The 21,473-nt window shown below is 65.6% G+C and carries 17 protein-coding genes; 10 read left to right on the plus strand and 7 right to left on the minus strand.

The window, feature by feature from the left end:
* Positions 1–15: 15 nt before the first annotated feature.
* Complete coding sequence (locus ACQGNJ_RS10135) at positions 16–1,818, minus strand: assimilatory sulfite reductase (NADPH) flavoprotein subunit (protein WP_426689122.1); 1,803 nt, start codon at positions 1,816–1,818, stop codon at positions 16–18.
* A gap of 167 nt (positions 1,819–1,985) precedes the next feature.
* On the opposite strand from ACQGNJ_RS10135, the gene ACQGNJ_RS10140 reads away from it, so the two are divergent.
* From ACQGNJ_RS10140 to pilH, 9 genes are all read left to right on the plus strand, one after another.
* Entirely contained in the window at positions 1,986–2,738 is a 753-nt protein-coding gene (locus ACQGNJ_RS10140; RefSeq protein WP_426689123.1) for a sulfite exporter TauE/SafE family protein, read from the plus strand.
* Between the two features lie 33 nt (positions 2,739–2,771).
* Positions 2,772–3,968 carry a JmjC domain-containing protein gene (locus ACQGNJ_RS10145; RefSeq protein WP_426689124.1) on the plus strand — a complete coding sequence of 399 codons (1,197 nt, stop codon included), beginning with the start codon at positions 2,772–2,774 and terminating at the stop codon, positions 3,966–3,968.
* A gap of 10 nt (positions 3,969–3,978) precedes the next feature.
* Positions 3,979–4,929, plus strand: a complete 951-nt coding sequence (locus ACQGNJ_RS10150; protein WP_426689125.1) for a GNAT family N-acetyltransferase — start codon at positions 3,979–3,981, stop codon at positions 4,927–4,929.
* Positions 4,930–5,229: 300 nt separating this feature from the next.
* Positions 5,230–8,070: a 2-oxoglutarate dehydrogenase E1 component gene (locus ACQGNJ_RS10155; protein ID WP_426689126.1), complete on the plus strand. Its 2,841-nt coding sequence runs from the start codon at positions 5,230–5,232 to the stop codon at positions 8,068–8,070.
* An 18-nt stretch (positions 8,071–8,088) separates the two neighbouring features.
* Positions 8,089–9,312 (plus strand): 2-oxoglutarate dehydrogenase complex dihydrolipoyllysine-residue succinyltransferase, encoded by a 1,224-nt coding sequence (gene odhB / locus ACQGNJ_RS10160; protein ID WP_426689127.1) that lies wholly within the window; start codon positions 8,089–8,091, stop codon positions 9,310–9,312.
* 100 nt (positions 9,313–9,412) lie between these two features.
* Positions 9,413–10,837, plus strand: a complete 1,425-nt coding sequence (gene lpdA / locus ACQGNJ_RS10165) for a dihydrolipoyl dehydrogenase (RefSeq protein ID WP_426689128.1) — start codon at positions 9,413–9,415, stop codon at positions 10,835–10,837.
* 187 nt (positions 10,838–11,024) lie between these two features.
* Positions 11,025–11,621 carry an LOG family protein gene (locus tag ACQGNJ_RS10170; protein ID WP_426689129.1) on the plus strand — a complete coding sequence of 199 codons (597 nt, stop codon included), beginning with the start codon at positions 11,025–11,027 and terminating at the stop codon, positions 11,619–11,621.
* Positions 11,622–11,642: 21 nt separating this feature from the next.
* The gene (locus ACQGNJ_RS10175; protein ID WP_426689130.1) at positions 11,643–12,641 is read left to right on the plus strand and encodes an acrylyl-CoA reductase family protein; all 999 of its coding nucleotides are present in this window, start codon (positions 11,643–11,645) and stop codon (positions 12,639–12,641) included.
* A gap of 69 nt (positions 12,642–12,710) precedes the next feature.
* The gene (gene pilH, locus ACQGNJ_RS10180; RefSeq protein WP_426689131.1) at positions 12,711–13,076 is read left to right on the plus strand and encodes a twitching motility response regulator PilH; all 366 of its coding nucleotides are present in this window, start codon (positions 12,711–12,713) and stop codon (positions 13,074–13,076) included.
* Between the two features lie 72 nt (positions 13,077–13,148).
* Here the strand turns inward: pilH and ACQGNJ_RS10185 are convergent, their stop codons facing one another.
* Positions 13,149–14,039 carry a DnaJ C-terminal domain-containing protein gene (locus ACQGNJ_RS10185; protein WP_426689132.1) on the minus strand — a complete coding sequence of 297 codons (891 nt, stop codon included), beginning with the start codon at positions 14,037–14,039 and terminating at the stop codon, positions 13,149–13,151.
* A gap of 68 nt (positions 14,040–14,107) precedes the next feature.
* Positions 14,108–14,560: an Hsp20/alpha crystallin family protein gene (locus ACQGNJ_RS10190; protein WP_426689133.1), complete on the minus strand. Its 453-nt coding sequence runs from the start codon at positions 14,558–14,560 to the stop codon at positions 14,108–14,110.
* A 134-nt stretch (positions 14,561–14,694) separates the two neighbouring features.
* Between ACQGNJ_RS10190 and ACQGNJ_RS10195 the strand changes: the two genes are divergently transcribed.
* Positions 14,695–15,177, plus strand: a complete 483-nt coding sequence (locus tag ACQGNJ_RS10195) for a peroxiredoxin (RefSeq protein WP_426689134.1) — start codon at positions 14,695–14,697, stop codon at positions 15,175–15,177.
* A 74-nt stretch (positions 15,178–15,251) separates the two neighbouring features.
* Here ACQGNJ_RS10195 and gyrA read toward each other — a convergent pair whose 3' ends face one another.
* The 4 genes from gyrA to ACQGNJ_RS10215 all read right to left on the minus strand — a co-directional run bounded on the left by gyrA (position 15,252) and on the right by ACQGNJ_RS10215 (position 21,409).
* The gene (gyrA, locus tag ACQGNJ_RS10200; protein WP_426689135.1) at positions 15,252–17,867 is read right to left on the minus strand and encodes a DNA gyrase subunit A; all 2,616 of its coding nucleotides are present in this window, start codon (positions 17,865–17,867) and stop codon (positions 15,252–15,254) included.
* 311 nt (positions 17,868–18,178) lie between these two features.
* The gene (gene mtnA, locus ACQGNJ_RS10205) at positions 18,179–19,198 is read right to left on the minus strand and encodes an S-methyl-5-thioribose-1-phosphate isomerase (RefSeq protein WP_426689136.1); all 1,020 of its coding nucleotides are present in this window, start codon (positions 19,196–19,198) and stop codon (positions 18,179–18,181) included.
* 63 nt (positions 19,199–19,261) lie between these two features.
* Positions 19,262–20,329 carry a class III poly(R)-hydroxyalkanoic acid synthase subunit PhaC gene (locus ACQGNJ_RS10210; RefSeq protein WP_426689137.1) on the minus strand — a complete coding sequence of 356 codons (1,068 nt, stop codon included), beginning with the start codon at positions 20,327–20,329 and terminating at the stop codon, positions 19,262–19,264.
* 9 nt (positions 20,330–20,338) lie between these two features.
* Positions 20,339–21,409: a poly(R)-hydroxyalkanoic acid synthase subunit PhaE gene (locus tag ACQGNJ_RS10215; protein ID WP_426689138.1), complete on the minus strand. Its 1,071-nt coding sequence runs from the start codon at positions 21,407–21,409 to the stop codon at positions 20,339–20,341.
* Positions 21,410–21,473: the final 64 nt, after the last annotated feature.

Consider the following 21,473-nt stretch of genomic DNA (forward strand, 5'->3'; position numbering starts at 1 on the left):
GGGGATCGAGCCGGGTCAGTAGACGTCACGGGCGTAGCGTCCTTGCTGCAGCAGGTCGTCCAGCCACGCCTGGGCGGCTTCGACGGAGCGGCCGCCATGGGTGACCGCCACCTCGACCAGGGCGGCGTGGACATCGCGCGCCATGTGCTTCGCATCACCACAGACATACACATGAGCGCCCCCTTCCAGCCAGGCGTGCAACTCGGCGCCATGCTGCAGCAGGCGATGCTGAATGTAGATTTTGTCGGCGCCATCACGCGAGAACGCCAGGTCGAGCCGACTCAGCGCCCCATCCCGCAGCGCCTGCTGCCATTCGAGCTGATACAGAAAGTCGCTGGCGAAATGCCGGTTGCCGAAGAACAGCCAGTTGCGGCCACTGCCGGCGCGCTCGCGGCGCTCCTGCACGAAGCCCCGGAACGGCGCCACGCCGGTGCCGGGACCGATCATGATGATGTCGCGCGAATCATCGGCAGGCAGATGGAAACGTTCGTTCGGCTCGATGAAGATGTCGAGTCGGGCGTCCTCGCCACTGCTTGCCAGCAGGCTCGATGCCGCGCCCCAGTGCGCCTGACCCTCACGCTGGTAATCCACCACTGCCACCGTCAGATGCACCTCCTCACCCACCGCCGCGGCACTGGAGGCGATCGAGTACAGCCGCGGCGTCAACGGTCGCAACGCACCCAACAGAGCCTCGGCCTGCCACGCGACGGGGTAGCGGCGCAGCAGATCGATCGGCTGATCGTCAGCCAGCGTTGCCGCCAGGCGCTCCGCCTGTTCCGGCTGGAGCAGCTCGGCCAGTTCCGCATGGCTGCCAGCGGCGGCCAGTGCGGCGATGAACCCGCGGTGCAGCCGGGTGATCTCGCGATCGCGCTCCAGCCATTGCCGCAGCGGCATGCAGCGACCCTGCCAGGTCGTCTCGCCTGAGCCATCCAGTTGCAGTACGTCCAGCCACTGGTCGACCAGCGCCGGTGGATTGCGCGGCCACACGCCCAGCGCGTCGCCGGGCTGATAGGCCAGACCCGAACCCTCCAGCGACAACTCCAGATGCCGGATATCGCGCGCGCTGTCCCGCGCCACGATGCGCTGGTTGGCCAGCACCACGGCGCTGAATGGCTGTTCGCGGGAATGCGCGTCGGACTGCGGCACGACATGCAGCGGCGTCACGCGCGCCGGTGGCGCAACCTGCTTCACCACCTCGCGCGCATGCTCGAGCACCTGCCCGGCCCACGCTTCGGCAACCAGTTCGAACTCCAGATCCGCCTCGCCGAACGGGCTCAGGCGAACGCCGCCCAGCTCGGCCAGCCGCGCATCCAGCTGCCGACCAATCGTGCAGAACTGCGGATAGCTGGAGTCGCCCAGGCCGAGCACGGCGAACCGCAACGCCGGGAGTTTCGGCGCGCGCTTGCTGTTGATGAATTCGAACAGGCCGCGCGCATCGTCGGGTGGCTCGCCATCGCCCTGGGTGCTGATCACCACCAGCAGATGACGTTCCTGCGCCAGCTCGCGCTGCGGATAGGCGTCGGCGCGCAACAGGCGCACCGGCAGCCCCAGCGCCTCGCTGCGGCTGGCCAGCTCGGTGGCGATGCGCCTGGCGTTGCCGGTCTGGCTGCCATACAGGATGGTCAGCTGCTCACCGATCGATGTCGCCCTGGCCGCCACCACGCCGCCCCGGGCGGCCTGCGCCGCCTGCGCCGCGCTCCAGGCGGCCACCCAGTACAGCTGGGCCGCACTCAAGCCAGCGATGCCGCGGCTCAGCTGTGCAAGCTTGTCCGCGGGCGGGGCGGCATCAGCAAGGTTCCTGGCAACGACAGAATTCACGACAACTCCATTTGGACGTCTATACGTCTTGCCATCCACGTTATCCACACAGCCAGGCAAGGTGAAAGGATGCATGGCCATGTGCATATGCCCAGGCCTTATTTCCGCGTGCCCGCGCCGGCTCCAATACTTTCCGCACCTGCCCTGCGCACGGAGCCTCGCGCCGCATGCCGCCACTCACCGAATTCCTGACCTTCGCCGCCGTGGGCGCACTGGCCCAGCTGATCGATGGCGCGCTGGGCATGGCTTACGGCATCACGGCGGCAAGCATGCTGCTCGGCCTCGGGCTGCCACCGGTGGTGGCCAGCGCCAGCGTCCACTACGCGGAGACCTTCACCTGTGGCGCCTCCGGCCTCAGCCACCTGGCAGCGGGCAACGTGCGCAGGACGTTGTTCTGGGCGCTGGTGATCCCCGGCGTGGCCGGTGCGGTGATTGGTGCCCTGCTGCTCAGCCATGTGCCGGCGGCGTGGATGCGACTGGCGCTGACGCCGTACCTGCTCGGTATGGGCGTATGCCTGCTGTGGCGTGGCCGGCACCAGACGGTTGCGCATGACGAGCACGTTCCACCAGTGGCGCGCCCGCTGGGATTGCTTGCCGGCTTCGCCGACGCGGTTGCCGGCGGCGGCTGGAGCGCCATCACCGTGACCGCGCTGGTGGCGAAGGGAGCTGCGCCGCGACAGGTGATCGGTACGGTGCACCTGGCCAAGTGCGTGGTCAGCGCCGCCGCCAGTGTCAGCTTTCTGCTGCACGTCGGTGCCAGCCACGGCGCCGCCGTGCCTGGCCTGATCGCCGGCGGCGTCGTCGCCGCTCCGCTGGGCGCCCTGCTCACCCGTCGCCTGCCGCCGCGCGCCGCGACCCTGCTGGCAGCTACCGCGGTGCTCGGACTGGGACTGCATGGCGTGGCGCAGGCCTTGCGCTGATCTGGCAGCCGCGCACACCGCTACAATGGGCGCATGACCAAGCCCACTGTTTTCCCCATTGAAGTCCGCGGTTCCGCCAGGCAGCCGCTGGGCATGCCCCCCGCCCGGTTCCTGCGCGACTACTGGCAGAAGCGCCCGCTGCTGATTCGCCAGGCCTTCGCCGACTTCCAGCCACCGCTGCAACCGGACGACCTGGCCGGCCTGGCCTGCGAACCGGCTGCGCTGGCCCGCTTGATCGTGCATGACGAGAAGCGCGATCGCTGGCATGTCCATCCCGGCCCGCTCGGCGAAGCCGATTTTGCGAGCACGCCCGACCGCAACTGGACCTTGCTGGTACAGGATGTCGACAAGTGGGATGCCGACGTCGCCGGCCTGCTGCAGCACTTCGGTTTCCTGCCGAGCTGGCGGGTGGACGACGTGATGGTTTCCTATGCCGAGCCCGGTGGCGGCGTCGGCCCCCATGTCGACCAGTACGACGTCTTCCTGATTCAGGGCCTGGGCCAGCGGCACTGGGCGATCAGCGATGATCCGCTGGCACCGAAGGCGTTCCGCCCCGACGTGGAACTGAAGCAGCTGGCGCAGTTCGAGCCCACCCACGAATGGCTGCTGGACGCGGGCGACATCCTGTATCTGCCGCCCGGCGTGCCGCACGACGGCGTAGCCTTCGGCGGTCCGTGCATGACCTTCTCGGTGGGCATGCGTGCGCCGTCGCAGGCTGAACTGACCGGCGACCTGGCTGATTACATCGCCGAACAGTTGCCCGATGAACTGCGTTATGCCGACCCGGACCTGAAGCCGGCCAGGGCCCCCGGCGAAATCGACCGCGCCGCGCTGGCGCGACTGAAGGACGCCCTGCCGTTTGCCGCAGCCCTGCGCGAGGACCTGCTGCACGACTGGTTCGGCCGCTTCATCACCCGTTACCGCAACGCGCAGATTCCGGCGCCGCTGGAGAAACCACTGGCCGAAGCTGCGCTGACCAGGCAGCTCGATGCCGGCGCCCAGTTGCTGCGTCACCCGTGGTCACGGCTGGCCTGGTATCGGGACAAGTCCGGCTGCACGCTGTACGTCAGCGGCCACGCCTACCCGGCCACGCCCGCGCTGGCGCAGGCCTTGTGCGAGGAGCGCGCATTCACTCCCGCGAAGAAGCTCACCGCGACCGAACGCAACCTGCTGCTGGCACTGGTCAACGATGGTCACCTGATCCCGAGAAAATCCCGCAAGCGCCGCTGAGCATCCGCCCATGAAACTGCAGGACTTCCACATCGAGGTGGCCGACTGGTCGAACGACGAGCAGCGGGCCGCTCTGCTCGACCTGCGCGAAACCGTGTTCATCCGCGAACAGGGCGTGCCCGAGCAGCGCGAACGCGACGGACTCGATGGGGATTGCTGGCACCTGCTGGCGCGCAACGAAGCCGGCCAACCGATCGGCTGCGGCCGGCTCACGCCCGCGCACAAGATCGGTCGCATGGCGGTACTGCGCGACTGGCGCGGGCGTGGCGTTGGCGTGGCACTGCTGCGCGAACTGGTGGCCCGCGCCCGCACGCAGGGCTGGCCGGAAGTGGCGCTGGACGCCCAGGTCAGCGCCATGGGCTTCTACGAGCGCGAAGGCTTCGACGCCTACGGCGAGGAGTTCGAGGACGCTGGTCTGGCGCACCGGGCCATGCGCCTGGCCCTGCCCGTGGACACCGACGAACCGGCACCGCTGCGCGACATCGGCGCGCTTGCCACCGGTACGCGCGGCGAGGTGGCCGCCGCGCGCGCGCAGTTGCTGTCGGACGCCCGCCATCGACTGGACATCTACCTGCCGTTGCTGGGCAACGACGCCTACGCCAGCGCACAAGAGCTGGCCGAATTGCGGCGCATCGCGATCTCCGGCCGCGGCGCGCAGATCCGCATCCTGCTGCACGACCCGGCTGCCGCCCTGCGCGGCGACCATCGGCTGGTCGCCCTGGCACAGCGCCTGCCCAGCACGGTCCAGATCCGCACGCCAGTGGAGGAAGCCGACCGCGCCTATGTCTCGGCCTATCTGCTCAATGATGTCGGCGGCTACCTGTTCCTGCCCGAGGCCGATCGGACACCAGGCCGCGCCGCCCGCTGCGACCGCGCCAGCCAGGCGCCGCTGCAACAGCATTTCGAGGACGTGTGGGAGCGTGCCGAGCGGGCCAGCGAATTGCAGTCACTGAACATCTGAGCGGGATGAACCGCAGCTGGCCCGCTGGCCGCGGCCTTCCATCCGCCAACGCGCGATCCAAACCGCATGAAATCGCTCACTCACCCCCGAGCCGGGCTTCGACCTTGGTCGGAGAAGGCCGCGCCCAAGCCATTCCAGGCCACTCACGGGTTGCCGCGTCGCAGCAGGCAAAGGCTATAATCGTCCGGATTCTCCCCAGTCATCCGTATCAGCGGCCTGTCGGGCTTGAAAACCGACCGGAAACCGCGACTTCAAAGTCACTCGGATGACCGCAAGCATCCCTTCCCTGCCGGTGGTGACGTGACTACAAACCTGATCCGCGAGTTCTTCGAATCTTCCCAACTCGCAGGCGGCAACGCCGATTACGTGGAATCGCTGTATGACGCCTGGCTGGCCGACCCTTCGTCGGTACCCGCCGAATGGGCCACGTATTTCGCATCATTCAAGGGGCGCGAGTCGGGGGACGTTTCCCACACCGTCGCCATTGCGCGCATCGAGGCGGCACAGAAACAGCGCCGCAACGCCACCACCGCCACGCCGGTCAGCGACGAACATGCGCGCAAGCAGGCTGGCGTGCTGCGCCTGCTCACCGCCTACCGCTCGCGCGGCCACCTCGCCGCCGATCTCGACCCACTCGGCCTGACCGAAAAGATGACCGCGCCCGACCTGGGCCTGGCCTTCCACGGCCTGTCCGATGCCGACCTCGATACCGAATTCGACACCGGCAATTACGCCGGTGGCGGCCACCGCCTGAAGCTGCGCGAGCTGCTGGCCCGATTGCAGAAGACCTATGCCAGCACGATCGGCGCCGAGTTCATGCACATCAGCAACCACGAGCAGCGCAACTGGATCTACAGCCGCCTGGAACAGGCGGCCGGCCAGAGCGGGCTGGACAAGCCCGGTCAGCAACGCGTGCTGGACGGACTCACCGCCGCCGAAGGCCTGGAGCGCTACCTCCATACCAAATACGTGGGCCAGAAGCGCTTCTCGCTGGAAGGCGGCGACAGCCTGATCCCGATGCTCGACGACGTGGTGCGCGCCGCCGGCGACAACGGCATCAAGGAACTGGTGATCGGCATGGCCCATCGCGGCCGCCTCAACGTGCTGGTCAACATCCTCGGCAAGCCGCCGAAGACCCTGTTCGACGAATTCGAGGGCAAGTTCGAGCATCCGGACGACCCGGCGCATTCCGGCGATGTGAAGTACCACATGGGCTTCTCCGCCGACGTCAAGACGCCCAAGGGCGGCGTGCACGTGGCGCTGGCGTTCAACCCGTCGCACCTGGAGATCGTCAACCCGGTGGTTTGCGGCTCGGTCCATGCGCGCCAGACGCGCCGCCGCGACACCTCGCACACGCAGTCGATGGCGGTGCTGATCCATGGCGATGCCGCGTTCGCCGGACAGGGCGTGAACATGGAACTGCTGAACATGTCGCAGGCCCGTGGCTTCAAGATCGGCGGCAGCCTGCACATCGTGGTCAACAACCAGGTCGGTTTCACCACTTCCAATCCGCAGGACGCGCGCTCCACCATGTACTGCACCGACCTGGCCAAGATGGTCAACGCGCCGGTGCTGCATGTGAATGGCGACGATCCGGAGGCAGTGATCCTGGCCACCCGCCTCGCCTACGATTTCCGCAAGCAGTTCCGCCGCGACGTGGTGATCGACCTGGTCTGCTACCGCCGCCACGGCCACAACGAGGCGGACGAACCGTCCGCCACCCAGCCGGTGATGTACCAGATCATCCGCAAGCGTCCGACCACCCGCGACCTGTACCAGCAGCAACTGGTCAAGCAGGGCGTGCTGGCCGAAGGCGACGCGCAGAAACAGTTCGAGGCCTACCGTGAGCGACTGGAAGCAGGCGCGCCGATGACCGACCTCGACCCGTCGCCTGCGCGCGACGGCCACGTCGACTGGGCGCGCTTCCTCGGCGGCAAGCTCTCGCTGCCCACCGACACGACGGTGCCGAAGCAGAAACTGCAGGAATTGACCAGCAGGATCCTCACCCTGCCCGCCGACCTCACCCTGCAGGCGCGCGTGGCGAAGATCTACGACGACCGTCGCAAGATGGCCACCGGCGAACTGCCCGCCGACTGGGGCTTCGCCGAAAACCTGGCCTACGCCAGCCTGGTCGAGGGCGGTTTCGACATGCGCCTGGTCGGTCAGGACTCCGGTCGCGGCACGTTCTTCCATCGTCATGCCGTGCTGCATGACCAGAAGGATGGCCATACCTACATGCCGCTGGCCAACCTGCGCGCCACCGCCGACGTCGAGGTGATCGATTCGCTGCTCAGCGAGGAAGCGGTGATGGCGTTCGAGTACGGCCACTCCACCACCGATCCGGACACGCTGAATATCTGGGAAGCCCAGTTCGGCGATTTCGCCAACGGTGCCCAGGTGGTGATCGACCAGTTCATCAGCTCCGGCGAATCGAAGTGGAATCGCCTGTGCGGCCTGGTGCTGCTGTTGCCGCACGGCTACGAAGGCCAGGGTCCGGAGCATTCCTCCGCGCGCCTGGAACGCTTCCTGCAATTGTGCGCGTTCGACAACATGCAGGTCTGCGTGCCGACCACGCCGGCGCAGGATTTCCACATGATCCGCCGGCAGATGCTGCGTGCCGCACGCAAGCCGCTGATCGTGATGACGCCGAAGTCGCTGCTGCGCCACAAGCTGGCGGTGTCCTCGCTGGACGAGCTGGCCAACGGCAGCTTCCAGCTGGTGATCGGCGAGCATCGCAAGCTGGCCGCCAAGAAGGTCAAGCGCGTGGTGCTGTGCTCGGGCAAGGTCTATTACGACCTGCTGGAAGAAGCCGGGAAACGCGAGCTGGGCGACGTGGCGATCGTCCGCGTCGAGCAGCTGTATCCCTTCCCGCGCGAGGAAGTGACGGCGGAACTGGACAAGTACCCGGCAGCGAAGGAAGTGATCTGGTGCCAGGAAGAACCCATGAACCAGGGCGCCTGGTTCCAGATCCGGCATCACCTGCAGGCCTGCACGGGCAGCAAGCACTCGCTCTCGTACGCGGGACGCGCGCGCTCGCCGGCGCCGGCCGCAGGCCATCACAATACCCATGTCGCCGAACAGGCAGCCCTCGTCGAACAGGCGCTCGTTGCGCCGGTTGGCACTGACCACTCTGCAGAATAAAGACACCCAAGGATCGTTATGTCCATTGAACTCAAAGTCCCCGTCCTGCCCGAGTCGGTCTCCGATGCCACCATCGCCACCTGGCACAAGAAAGCCGGCGACGCGGTGAAGCGCGACGAGAACCTGGTCGACCTTGAAACCGACAAGGTGGTGCTGGAAGTACCCTCGCCGGTCGACGGCGTGCTGAAGGAAATTCGCCACGAAGTGGGCGACACGGTGAACAGCGAGCAGGTCATCGCGATCATCGAGGAAGGCGTCGCCGCGGCGACCCCGGCCCCGGCCGCCGCAGCACCCGCCCCGCCACCTGCCGCGCCCGCGCCGGCCGCAGCTGCCGTCACCGGCAGCAAGGGCGGCGATCTGTCGCCGGCCGGCCTGCGCGTGGCCACCGAGGAAAAGATCGATCCGTCCAAGGTCGCCGGCACCGGCCGCGACGGCCGGGTGACCAAGGAAGACCTGGTCAACTACGGCAAGGGCGGCAACACCGCGCCAAGCGCTGCCCCGGCATCAACATCAGCACCGGCTGCCAAGCCGACGCCGGGCTCGCGCCCGGAAGAGCGCGTGCCGATGACCCGCATGCGCCTGCGCATCGCCGAGCGCCTGATGCAGTCGAAGAACTCGATCGCCATGCTCACCTCGTTCAACGAAGTGAACCTGGCCGAAGTGACGAAGATGCGCAAATCGCTGGGCGAAGCGTTCCAGAAGGAACACGGCGTCAAACTCGGCTTCATGAGCTTCTTCGTCAAGGCCGCCGCCGAAGCGCTGAAGCGCTACCCGTTCGTCAACGCCTCGGTCGATGGCAACGACGTGATCTACCACGGCTACCAGGACATCTCGATCGCGGTGTCGACCGACAAGGGCCTGGTGACGCCGGTGCTGCGCGACGTGCAGGACATGAGCTTCGCCGACGTCGAGAAGGGCATCGCCGACTACGCCGTCAAGGCGCGCGCCAACAAGCTGTCGCTGGACGACCTGCAGGGGGGCACGTTCACCATCACCAATGGCGGCACTTTCGGCTCGTTGCTGTCCACGCCGATCGTCAACCCGCCGCAGAGCGCGATCCTCGGCATGCATACGATCAAGGATCGCGCCATCGTCGAGAACGGCCAGATCATCGCCGCGCCGATGATGTACATCGCGTTGTCGTATGACCATCGCATCATCGACGGCAAGGACGCGGTGCTGTTCCTGGTCGACATCAAGAACCAGCTCGAGAACCCGCAGCGGATGCTGCTGGGCCTCTAATGATGCGGGAACGGGGAACAGGTGACAGGGAGCGGCAAAAGCCGCGGCCCCTGTTTCCCGTTCCCCGTTCCCTGTTCCCGTTTTCAAGGACACCCAAACCATGAGCGACAAATTCGACGTCATCGTCATCGGCGGCGGCCCGGCCGGCTATCACGCCGCCATCCGCGCCGCGCAGCTCGGACTGAAGACCGCCGTGGTCGACGCCTGGGCCGGCAAGGACGGCAAGGCCGCGCTGGGCGGTACCTGCCTCAACGTCGGCTGCATTCCGTCCAAGGCGCTGCTCGATTCGTCCAAGCAGTTCTACAACATCGCGCACAACCTGCCGGTGCACGGCATCACGGTGGAGAATGCCAAGGTCGACCTGGGCGTCTTCATCGGCCGCAAGGACAAGATCGTCAAGCAGTTCACCGGCGGCGTGGCCCAGCTGTTCAAGGCCAACAAGATCACCAGCTTCTTCGGCAAGGGCAAGTTGTTGAAGGGCAATGAAGTGGAGATCACCGGCAACGACGGCGCCAAACAGATCATCAGCGCCACCAATGTGATCCTGGCCTCCGGCTCGGTGCCGATCGAGCTGCCGTTCGCCAGGTTCGACGGCAAGTACATCATCGACAACGCCGGCGCGCTGGACATCAGCGAAGTGCCGAAGCGCCTGGGCGTGATCGGTGCTGGCGTGATCGGTCTTGAACTGGGCAGCGTGTGGCGCCGACTCGGCGCCGAAGTGACGGTACTGGAGGCACTTCCCGAATTCCTGGGCGCTGCCGACGCAGACGTCGCCAAGGTCGCGCTGAAGGAACTCGGCAAGCTGGGCCTGGACATCAAGCTGGGCGCGAAGCTGGGCAAGGCCGAGGTGAAGAAGAATGAAGTCCACCTGAGCTACACCGACAAGGACGGCGAACACCAGTTGGTGGTCGACAAGCTGCTGGTGGCCGTGGGCCGTCGCGCCTATACCGCGGACCTGCTGTCCGACGACTGCGGCGTGAAGCTGGACGAGCGCGGTCGCATCGCGGTCGACGAGCACTGCCACACGGGCGTCGATGGCGTCTGGGCCGTGGGCGATGCCGTGCGCGGGCCGATGCTGGCGCACAAGGGCTTCGAGGAAGGCATGGCGGTGGCCGAGTGGATCGCCGGCAAGGCCGGTCACGTCAACTACGACACGATTCCCTGGGTGATCTATACCGAGCCGGAAATTGCCTGGGCCGGCAAGACCGAAAAGCAGTTGAAGGAAGAAGGCGTGCCGTACAAGGTGGGCACCTTCCCGTTTGCTGCGATCGGCCGCGCGGTGGCGATGAACGAGGCCGTCGGCATGGTCAAGATGATTGCCCACGCCGAAACCGATCGCATCCTGGGCGTGCACATGGTCGGTCCGGGCGTCTCCGAGCTGATCGCCGAGTGCGTGGTGGCGATGGAGTTCAAGGGTTCGTCCGAGGACTTGGCACGTATCGTCCACGCCCATCCGACCCTGTCGGAAGCCGTGCACGAGGCCGCGCTGTCGGTCGACAAGCGCGCCATCCACAAGGGCAACTGATCGGTCGGTCAGACCGATCCGCAACGGCCCGCTCGTGGCGACATGGGCGGGCTGTCGCTTTCTGAGAAGTGGGAGAAGGCAAAACCTCGCTTCGCCCGTTTTTTTTCCTGCCTCATCACTATCGCCTCGATCTTTCCGGCCGCCTCGCACCATACCCTCTCACTCCTCTCCACTCACTCCTCGCCTTATGACCCAACCCACCGCCATCTGCGTCTACTGCGGCTCCAGCAGCGGCAGGCATCCCGAGTACGCCGAGCAGGCACGCGCCTTTGGCACGGAAATGGCGCGACGTGGCATGGCGCTGGTCTACGGCGGCGGCAACGTCGGCCTGATGGGCGTGGTGGCCGATGCGGTACTTGCCGGTGGCGGCAAGGTCATCGGGGTGATCCCGCGCCAGTTGGTCGAACTGGAAGTGGCGCACCCGGGCCTGAGCGAACTGGTCGTGGTGGAGACCATGCACCAGCGCAAGACCCGCATGTACGAGCTGTCCGATGCCTTCGTCGCCCTGCCCGGCGGTTTCGGCACCATGGACGAGATGTTCGAGATGCTGACCTGGGCCCAGCTCGGCCTGCATCGCTATCCGTGCGCGTTCCTCGATGTGCGCGGCTACTACCGCGACCTGCGCTCGATGATGGAACACATGGTCGAGGAGAACTTCGTGCGCCCCGAACAGCGCGACAGCATCTGGTTCGGCGACAGCATGGCCGCGTTGTTCGACTGGATGCAGGAATACCAGGGAACCTACGTGCCAAAATGGATCGACACCCGCAGTGTCGATGCCTGACCTCATGCCCGGGAACTCGAAATGACCACCCTGCGTGCCTTTCGCATCCACGACGACGACAGCGGCTACCGCGCCGGCATCGAACAGATGCCCGCGGAAGCGCTGTCACCCGGCGAGGTGCTGATCAAGGTTGCCTACTCCTCGGTCAACTACAAGGACGCGCTGGCGGGCACCGGCAAGGGCCGGATCCTGCGCACGTACCCGTTGAATGGCGGCATCGATGTGGCTGGCCGGGTGGTGGCTTCCACTGACCCGGCCTTCCGTGAGGGCGACGCGGTGCTGTGCACCGGCAGCGGCCTGTCCGAGACACGCGATGGCGGCTACGCCGAATACGCCCGGCTGGATGCACGCTGGACCATCCCGCTGCCGAGCGGACTGAACCTGCGCGAGAGCATGATCATCGGTACCGCCGGCTTTACCGCCGCGCTGGCCTTGCTGCGCATGCAGGACAATCGGCAGACGCCGGCGCTGGGGCCGATTGCGGTGACCGGCGCCAGCGGCGGTGTCGGCATGCTGGCGCTCGACATCTTCAGCCGCGCCGGCTACGCGGTGCACGCAATCAGCGGCAAGGTCGACCATTTCGATTTCCTGCGCAGCCTCGGTGCCAGCGAGTGCATCGATCGCCACCAACTGGCCTTCAGCGGCAAGCCGATGGATTCGGTCCGTTTCGGCGGCGCGCTGGACAACGTCGGTGGCAGTACGCTGAGCGGCCTGCTGCCACTGATCGGCCCGTATGGCAATGTGGCCCTTTGCGGCAATGCGGGCGGCATCGCCTTCGACAGCACGGTCATGCCGTTCATCATCCGCGGCACCAGCCTGCTGGGCATCGCCTCGGCCGGAACCGCTCGCGAGCTGCGCGACCGCATCTGGCAGCAGCTGGCTGGCGACTGGAAGCCGCGGCATCTGGAGCGCATCGCCACGCTGGAAGTGGGCCTGGACGAACTGCAAGGCGTGTTTGCGCGTATGCTCGCAGGCGAGTCCTTCGGGCGCACCGTCGTGCGCATCGACAGCACGGTTTGACGAAACTGCGCTTGGAACTACCAGCGTCACGGCTTAGAATCAACGAAACTCGCAGGGGACTATTTTTTTATGGCACGCATCCTGATCGTCGACGACTCCCCTTCACAGCTGCTTGGCATCAAGCGCATCGTCGAAAAACTCGGGCATGAAACCCTTTCCGCCGAAGACGGCGCCGCCGGCGTGGAAGTGGCCAAGGCCGAAAAGCCCGATCTGATCCTGATGGACGTGGTCATGCCGAACCTCAACGGTTTCCAGGCGACCCGCACGATCAGCAAGAACGCCGAGACAGCGCACATCCCGATCATCCTGGTCACCACCAAGGATCAGGAAACCGACAAGGTCTGGGGCATGCGTCAGGGCGCCAAGGCCTACGTGACCAAGCCAATCCGGGAAGAAGAACTGGTCAAGGCGCTGCAGGAATTCCTGCCCGGCTGATTGGGACATCCAACGCAACGCAAAAACGGCGCCTGCAAGGCGCCGTTTTCGTTTGCAGACTCCGGGCTTCGGCTAGCGCGGGTTGAATTCGCTGAAAGCCGCCTGCAACGCCTCGTACGCAGCCCGCTGCTCATCGGTAGCGGCCGGCGGCGTGCGGATCGACAGCTCCACCAGTTGGTCGCCCGGATGAGCCCCCGGCATGCCGCGCCCCTTCAGGCGCAGCTTGCGGCCGGACTGTGAACCGGCGGGAATGCGCAGGTCGACGGTGCCGGCCAGGGTCGGCACCGGCAGCGTGGCGCCCAGTGCGGCTTCCCACGGCGTGATCGGCAGGATGCTGGTCACGTTGCGGCCATCCAGCCGGAAGCGCGCATCGTCGCGGATGCCCACTTCCAGCAGCAGGTCGCCGTTCGGCCCACCGGCCATGCCGGGTTGCCCCTGACCGGAAAGACGAATCACCTGCCCCGGCTGGATGCCCGCAGGGATTTTCACTTCCAGCACGCGCTCACCACCGGCCGGATCGTGCATCGCCAACCGGGTGCGTCCACCGTCGAACGCGGTCTGCAGGTCGATCTGCACCGAGGCCTGCACGTCCTGGCCGCGACGCGGACGCGGCTGGCCGCGGTGGCCGCCGGCAGCGGCACCACGACCGAACAGACTCTCGAAGAAGTCGCTGAAGTCGCCATCGTCGCCACCACCATGCTGACCCTGCCAGCCCGGCGGCGGACGGAACTGCTCACCCTGCCGATAGCCGCCTGCGCGCAACTGGTCGTAGGAGCGGCGCTTCTCGGCATCCTTGAGCACCTCGTTGGCCTCATTCGCTGCCTTGAATTTCTCTTCGGCGCCGGCTTCCTTGTTCTTGTCCGGATGGTATTTGCGCGCAAGCTTGCGATACGCCGTCTTGATCTCGGCCTCGCTGGCGTCGGGCTTCACACCCAGGATCTCGTAATAGTCTTTGAATTCCACTTACCACTCCCCGACTCACGCAAAACCCGCGGCGGATCGACTCCGCCGCGGGACAGCCCACCTCGAACTCAGTGGCTTGCGTTGATGGTAATGCGCCGCGGCGTCGCCTGCGCCTTCTTCGGTATCACGATTTCCAGCACACCCAGCTTGCCCGTCGCGGTAATGCCATCGGCATCGGCGCTGTCCGGCAACGCGAAGCGGCGATGGAAGGCACCGCGCGCGCGTTCGACCCGGGTGAACTTGCCGCTTGTTTCGGGTGCAGCGGCCTCGCGCTCGCCCTTGATGGTGAGGATGCCCTTGTCCATGCTCACCTCGATCTGTGCCGGATCGACACCCGGGATATCGGCCAGGATCACGAAGCGCTGCTCGTCCTCGCGAATGTCGACCCGTGGCGCCCACTGGCTGGTGACCACGTTGGAAGCGTCCGCGTCTTCCGGCTGCAGGAAGCGGTCGAACGCCTGACGGATTTCCTCGGGCAGACCATTGCCCGCGTTCCAGAGGCCATGACGACTCAGGTTCATTGTGTGTCTCCTCGAATGCGTTTGCGGTCGATTACCGCCTGACACAGAAAATAGGTGCTGTCGCCGGCGATTCAAGGCGACAAGCCGGCAGCGCCGCTCTAGCATGGCGGCTCGCTTCCCCACCCGAGGTCCGCATGAGCATTCAACCCGGCGACACGATTCCCGACGTCACCGTCCAGCGCATCGACGGCGACATCCAGCCGGCCCAGACCCGGGCCCTCTTCGCAGGCCGCAAGGTGCTGCTGTTCGGCGTACCCGGCGCCTTCACTCCCACCTGCTCCAACAAGCATCTGCCCGGCTATTCGGCGCATTTCGCCGAGTTCCGGCAACGGGGTATCGAGGTGATCTGCCTGGCTGTCAACGACGGCTACGTCATGCAGGCCTGGGCCGCCTCGCAGCAAGTGCCCGCCGGCCTGCTGATGCTGGCTGACGGCAACGGCAGTTTCACCCGGGCATTGGGGCTGGAGCTGGACGGCAGTGCCTTCGGCATGGGCCTGCGCACCCGGCGGTTTGCGCTGTATGCGGAGGATGGCGTGGTGCGTCTGCTGCAGGTGGAGGCGCCGGGCGAGTTTCGGGTTTCCAGCGCCGAGGCGATGCTGGAGGCAGTCACCCGCTGAGTTGACGCATGCCGGATCCGGCAACGAAAAACCCCGGCATCGCCGGGGTTTTTCGATTCAGACTGGCACCAGGATCACTCGTCGGCAGCCGCAGGATCGACCTCGCCGGAACCCGTGTCACCGGCCGGTGCATCAGCGCCGACGACTTCGACATCCTCGCCGTTGTCCTCCTCCGCATCCAGCCGCATCACGCTGACCAGGGTTTCGTCGGCCGGCAACTTGATCAGGGTGACGCCCTGGGTATTGCGGCTGAGCTGGGAGACTTCAGCCACGCGGGTACGCACCAGGGTGCCCTGATCCGAAATCAGCATCAGCTCGTGCGCCTCGGTGACTTGCACCGCAGCCACCAGGGCACCATTGCGCTCGGAGCACTGAATGCCGATCACGCCCTGCGTGCCACGCCCCTTCTTGGTGAACTCGGCCAGCTCGGTGCGCTTGCCGTAACCACGCGCGGTGGCGGTGAGGATATCGCCTTCCGCCGCGACGATCAGCGACACCACTTCGGCGCCCCCGATCAGCTTCATGCCGCGCACACCGGCGGCCGTGCGGCCCATCGAACGCACGGTGTTCTCGTCGAAGCGATTGACCTTGCCGTTGGAGGCGAACAACAGGATGTCGCTGTTGCCGTCGGTCAGCTCGACATTGACCAGGGCATCGTCGTCATGCAGCTTGATTGCCTGCTTGCCCTTCTGCAGCTGGAAAGCGAATTCGTTCAGCGGGGTCTTCTTGACCGTGCCGTGCTTGGTGGCGAAGAACACGAAGCGATCTTCCGCATATTCGCGAATCGGCAACAGCGCCTGCACCTTCTCGCCCTCGCCCAGCGGCAGCAGGTTGATGATCGGCTTGCCGCGCGCACCGGGACCGGACTCGGGAATCTGGTAGACCTTCTGCCAATAGACACGACCCGTGCTGGTGAAGGTGAGCAACGTGTCATGGGTATTGACCACCCACAGCTGCTCGACGAAATCCTCGTCCTTCAACGCGGACGCCGAACGCCCCTTGCCACCGCGCTTTTGCGCGCGGTAGGTGCTGGCCGGCTGGCGCTTGATGTAACCGGTATGCGACAGCGTGACCACCACGTCTTCCGGCGCGATCAGGTCCAGCACGTTGAGATCTTCCTGCGAATGCTGGATCTCGGTACGACGCGCATCGCCGAACTCGGCCTTGATCGCCAGCAGCTCCTCGCGGATCACTTCGAGCAGGCGAGCCGGGTTCTCCAGGATCTCGATCAGCGCGCGGATGGCTTCGAGGATCTGACGGTACTCGTCGGAAAGCTTTTCCTGCTCCAGGCCGGTAAGGCGATGCAGGCGCATCGCCAGGATTTCCTGGGCCTGGACTTCGGACAACTGATAGCCGTCGGCCTTCAGGCCTTCGCGCGGATCCATGTCTTCCGGTCGCGAAGCATCGGCACCGGCGGCGGACAGCAAGGCGCCCACCATGCCGGGCTGCCACTTGCGCGCCAGCATGCGCTCACGCGCCTCGGCCGGCGACGCCGAAGTCTTGATCAGCTCGATCATCTCGTCGATGTTGGCCAGTGCGACAGTCAGGCCTTCGAGGATGTGCGCGCGGGCGCGCGCCTTGCGCAACTCGAAGATGGTGCGGCGGGTGACCACTTCGCGGCGATGCCGGATGAACGCCTCGAGGATGTCCTTGAGGTTCAGCAGCTTCGGCTGGCCGTCGAGCAGCGCCACCATGTTGATGCCGAAGGTGACCTGCAGCTGGGTCTGCTGGAACAGGTTGTTCAGCACCACGTCGCCCATCGCGTCGCGGCGGATCTCGATGACCACGCGCATGCCGTCCTTGTCGGACTCGTCGCGCAGCTCGCTGATGCCCTCGAGCTTCTTCTCCTTGACCAGCTCGGCGATCTTCTCGATCAGCCGCGCCTTGTTCACCTGGTACGGCAGCTCGTGGACGATGATCGTCTCGCGACCGTTCGGTTCGGTCTCGACCTCGGCCTTGGCGCGGACCAGGATGCGACCGCGGCCGGTGCGGTAGGCCTCGATGATGCCGGACGAACCATTGATGATGCCGTAGGTCGGGAAGTCCGGGCCCGGGATGTAATGCATCAACTCGTCGATGCCCAGCGTGGGCTCGTCGATCAGCGCCATCGTCGCGGCAATCACCTCGTTGAGGTTGTGCGGCGGAATGTTGGTGGCCATGCCCACCGCGATACCGGCCGAGCCGTTCACCAGCAGGGTAGGCACACGCGAAGGCAGCACCAGCGGCTCGCGTTCGCTCTCGTCGTAGTTGAAACCGAAATCGACGGTGTCCTTGTCGATGTCCGCGAGCAGTTCGTGGGTGAGGCGCGACATGCGCACCTCGGTGTAACGCATCGCTGCCGCATTGTCGCCATCGACCGAACCGAAGTTGCCCTGGCCGTCGACCAGCATGTAGCGCAGCGAGAACGGCTGCGCCATGCGCACGATCGCGTCATAAACCGACTGGTCGCCGTGCGGATGGTATTTACCGATCACGTCACCGACCACGCGGGCCGACTTCTTGTACGGCTTGTTCCACACATTGCCCAGCTCGTTCATCGCGAACAGCACGCGGCGATGCACGGGTTTCAGACCGTCGCGCACATCCGGAAGCGCGCGCCCCACGATCACGCTCATGGCGTAATCGAGGTAGCTCTGGCGCATCTCGTCTTCGATGTTGACGCGAATGATTTCTTTGGCGAGTTCTGCCATGAATCGGCTTCCTTGATGACAAAAAAAGGACGCTGGCGCCGCGCCTCCAGCGCATGCGCAAGCGACCCGAAATCAACCTGTCGATTGTAGCACGAGCGACCACAAAACGACAGGATTTAACTTATTGCAATCAACAACTTACGATAGAGCTTCGGAGTTCGCGCGAAGCGTCTCCCGAACTGCTGAAAAAATGAACAGCGGCGTGCGCGGCGCAACTTCCGACCCGGCCGGGTCGAAGCGGTTTTTGATCATGGCACTACGCGCTGAACCGGTGACGGCGGCAGCAACGCCGCAGCGCCTGCCAATGCGTCCTATCCGCCGAACATCGCCTGCATCGAAATGCTGTCGGGCCGTTCGATCACGCCGCGCTCGGTCACGATCGCATCGATCAGTTCGGCCGGCGCCACGTCGAAGACCGGGTTCCACGCCTGTGCGCCCTCGACCACCGTGCGCCGACCCGCCGTGCTCAACAGTTCGGCGGCATCACGCAACTCGATCTCGATTTCCTCGCCGGTGCTGGTGGCCATGTCCACCGTCGAGGACGGCGCCACCACCATGAACTTCACGCCGTGGTATTTCGCCGCGATCGCCAGCTGGTAGGTACCGATCTTGTTCGCGGTGTCGCCATTGGCGGCAATCCGGTCGGCGCCGACGATCACCCATTGCACCGCGCCGGACTTCATCAGGTGCGCGGCTGCGGAGTCGGCGATCAGCTGGGCCGGAATGCCGTCACGCACCAGCTCCCACATGGTCAGTCGCGCTCCTTGCTGCCATGGACGCGTTTCACCGGCGTAGACCCGGCTGATCCGGTTTGCCGCCACGCCGGCGCGAATCACGCCCAGCGCGGTGCCATAGCCGGCGGTCGCCAGCGACCCGGTGTTGCAATGAGTCAGTACGCCCGAGCCCGGGCTGATCAAGGACGAGCCAAGCTCGCCCATGTGGCGATTGGCGGCCAGATCCTCGTCCTGGATCGCCTGCGCCTCGCGTACGAGGGCATCGGCATCGGCGCCAGCGGCGATGCGCCGCTTCATTCGCTCCAGCGCCCACATCAGATTCACCGCGGTCGGGCGAGCTGCACCGAGCTGGGCCAGCACCGGGTCCAGCGCGACACCCTGCTGCGCCGCCATTGCCACGCCCCAGGCCGCGGCAATGCCGATCGCCGGTGCACCGCGAACAGCCAGATCACGGATCGCCTGGGTCACCTGGCCGGCATCGCGACAGTCGATCCAGCACTCTTCGGCAGGCAGCAAGCGCTGGTCGAGCAGACGCAGATGATCGCCTCGCCATTGCACGGCACGGATGGAGTCGTGGGTTTCGTTGGACGTTTTCATCCGCGCATTATCGCCTGCCGCGCGCGACTGCGCACGGCAGGTCATGCCGCACGATCACGCGATTCACCCGCGCTGACGCAACCATTGGTGGATCGCCGGTGGCACTTCGCGTTGCGCGCGACCGGAGACATAGATGCCGATGTGACCACCCTTGAACGCAAGCTGGGTGTAGTCGGTGGTACCGACATGCTTGCCCAGTGCACGCGAGGCGTCCGGCGGCACCAGATGATCCTGCTCGGCAAAGATGTTCAGCACCGGCTGGGTGATCATGCCCAGGTCGACCGCCCGGCCGCCGATCTCGAGCGTGCCCTTGACCAGCTTGTTGCCCTGGTAGAAATCCTTGATGAACTGGCGAAACGCCTCGCCCGCCTGATCGGGCGAATCGAAGATCCAGCGCTCCATGCGCAGGAAATTCTCCAGCTCGGTCGGGTTGTCGAGGATGTCGACCATGCCAATGTATTTCTGCTGGTTCAGCCGCACCGGTTTCAGCGTGAGGTAGACGTAGTTCATCAGCCCGGCGGGGATATTGCCCATGGTGTCGACGAACAAGTCCACGTCCATGTTGCGGCACCAGCTCGACAGCATGTTGTCCGGTGTGTGGAAATCCACCGGCGTGACCATGGTGATCAGATTCTTCACCTTGTCCGGGTGCAGCGCGGTGTAGCACAGCGAGAACGCGCCGCCCTGGCAGATGCCAAGCAGGTTGATCGCATCCAGATCGTGGCGCGCGCGCACGGCATCGACGCAACGATCAAGATAACCGTTGATGTAATCGTCCAGGGTCAGCCAGCGATCGGCGCCGTCGGGGTAGCCCCAATCGATCAGGTAGACATCTTCGCCCTGCTCCAGCAGGTTGCGCACCATCGAGCGGTCGGCCTGCAGATCGGTCATCCACACCGTGTTGACCAGCGCGTAGACGATCAGCAGCGGCGTTTTCGATGTCGCCTTGCCGCGACCGGTGAAGTGCCAGACCTTGAGCTTGTCCTCGCTGTAAACCAGCTCGCGCGGCGTGTTGGCGTACTCGGGCTCGCGCATGCCGCGCAGGTTGGTCATGCCGGCGGCCAGCTTGCGCTGGAACACCGCCATGTCGGCGAGGGCCCTGGCCGGATCGATCTGCATCGGGGTCTGCATGGCGGCTCCTTATTTGCGCTTGCGCGGGCTGGCCGTGGATCGGGATGAAGCGGCGGGCTTGCGCAGGCCTTTTGCCGCCGTCTTCTTCGCCATGGCAGGCTTCTTCGGGACGGCGGGTTTCTTCGCGACGGCTGGGGATCTGGCCGGGGCGGCCTTCTTCGCCGCAGGCGCGTTGGCCAGTTGCCGCTTCAATGCTGCGACATCACGGCGCAAAGCGGTGATTTCATCGGCCAGTTCGTCCGATGAACCGGCCTGGCTGGCGCGGAATTCACGACGCAGCGCCTGCAACCGCTCACCCAGACTCGAAACCTCGCTGCGCGTGGGCACGCCCAGTTGCTTGCACATCTGCTCGGTCTGCTGCTGCTGCAACTGGCGCACGCGCATCTGCGTATTGACCATTTCGCCATAGGCTTCGCGAAACTCGTCCGACAGCGCGATGCCCGCGTAGGCCTCCTCGGAGGCGTCGACCCAAAGGTCGTACAGGCCTTTCAACGAGTCGACCTGGCGGCCGGGCGCGGCATGTTCGACCAGCTTTTCCTGCAGGCGCTGCATGCCTTGCGTGTTGGCACGCTGGATCAGCTCCTGATATTTCGCGGATGCCTGCATCGAGGCCAGCAAGGCGATGCCCAGCTCCTGCTGCTGCATCTGCTGCTCGCGATCCTGGCCAAATGCCGGTATCGGGCCATGCGCGCCGGGCATGTCGCCAAAGCCGCTGCGCTGAGCCGCCTGCGACCATGACTGCCACTGTCGGGCAAAGCTTTCCGCACCCGCGCCGTCGATGCCGCCGAAGGCCTGCGTAAAAGGTTGGGCGGAGCCACCGAACATCTGCTGCAACTGCTGCTGCCAGTTGCTGGAAGGCTGCTGGGTGACGCCACCGCTGGCCGCGGCCTGCATCCAGTCGAAATAACCCTTGAGGCCCGCCAGCGTGCGTTCCAGCGTGTCATGGCCAACGCCCTGGGCCGGTGGTGGCGCAAACGGGTTGGCCGCGGGCTGCTGCTGGAATTGCCGCGTCCAGGCGTCCCAGGATTGCTGTGCCAGCGCCTGATAATCCCTCATGAAATCGTTCGCCGGGTCAGCCATCGGTACATCCTCGTGCAAGGTTCATCCATCCTAGCAAAAGCATGCGACACAAAATCGTCAGCTC

The organism is Rhodanobacter ginsengiterrae (assembly GCF_050026815.1).
Lineage (GTDB): Bacteria > Pseudomonadota > Gammaproteobacteria > Xanthomonadales > Rhodanobacteraceae > Rhodanobacter > Rhodanobacter ginsengiterrae.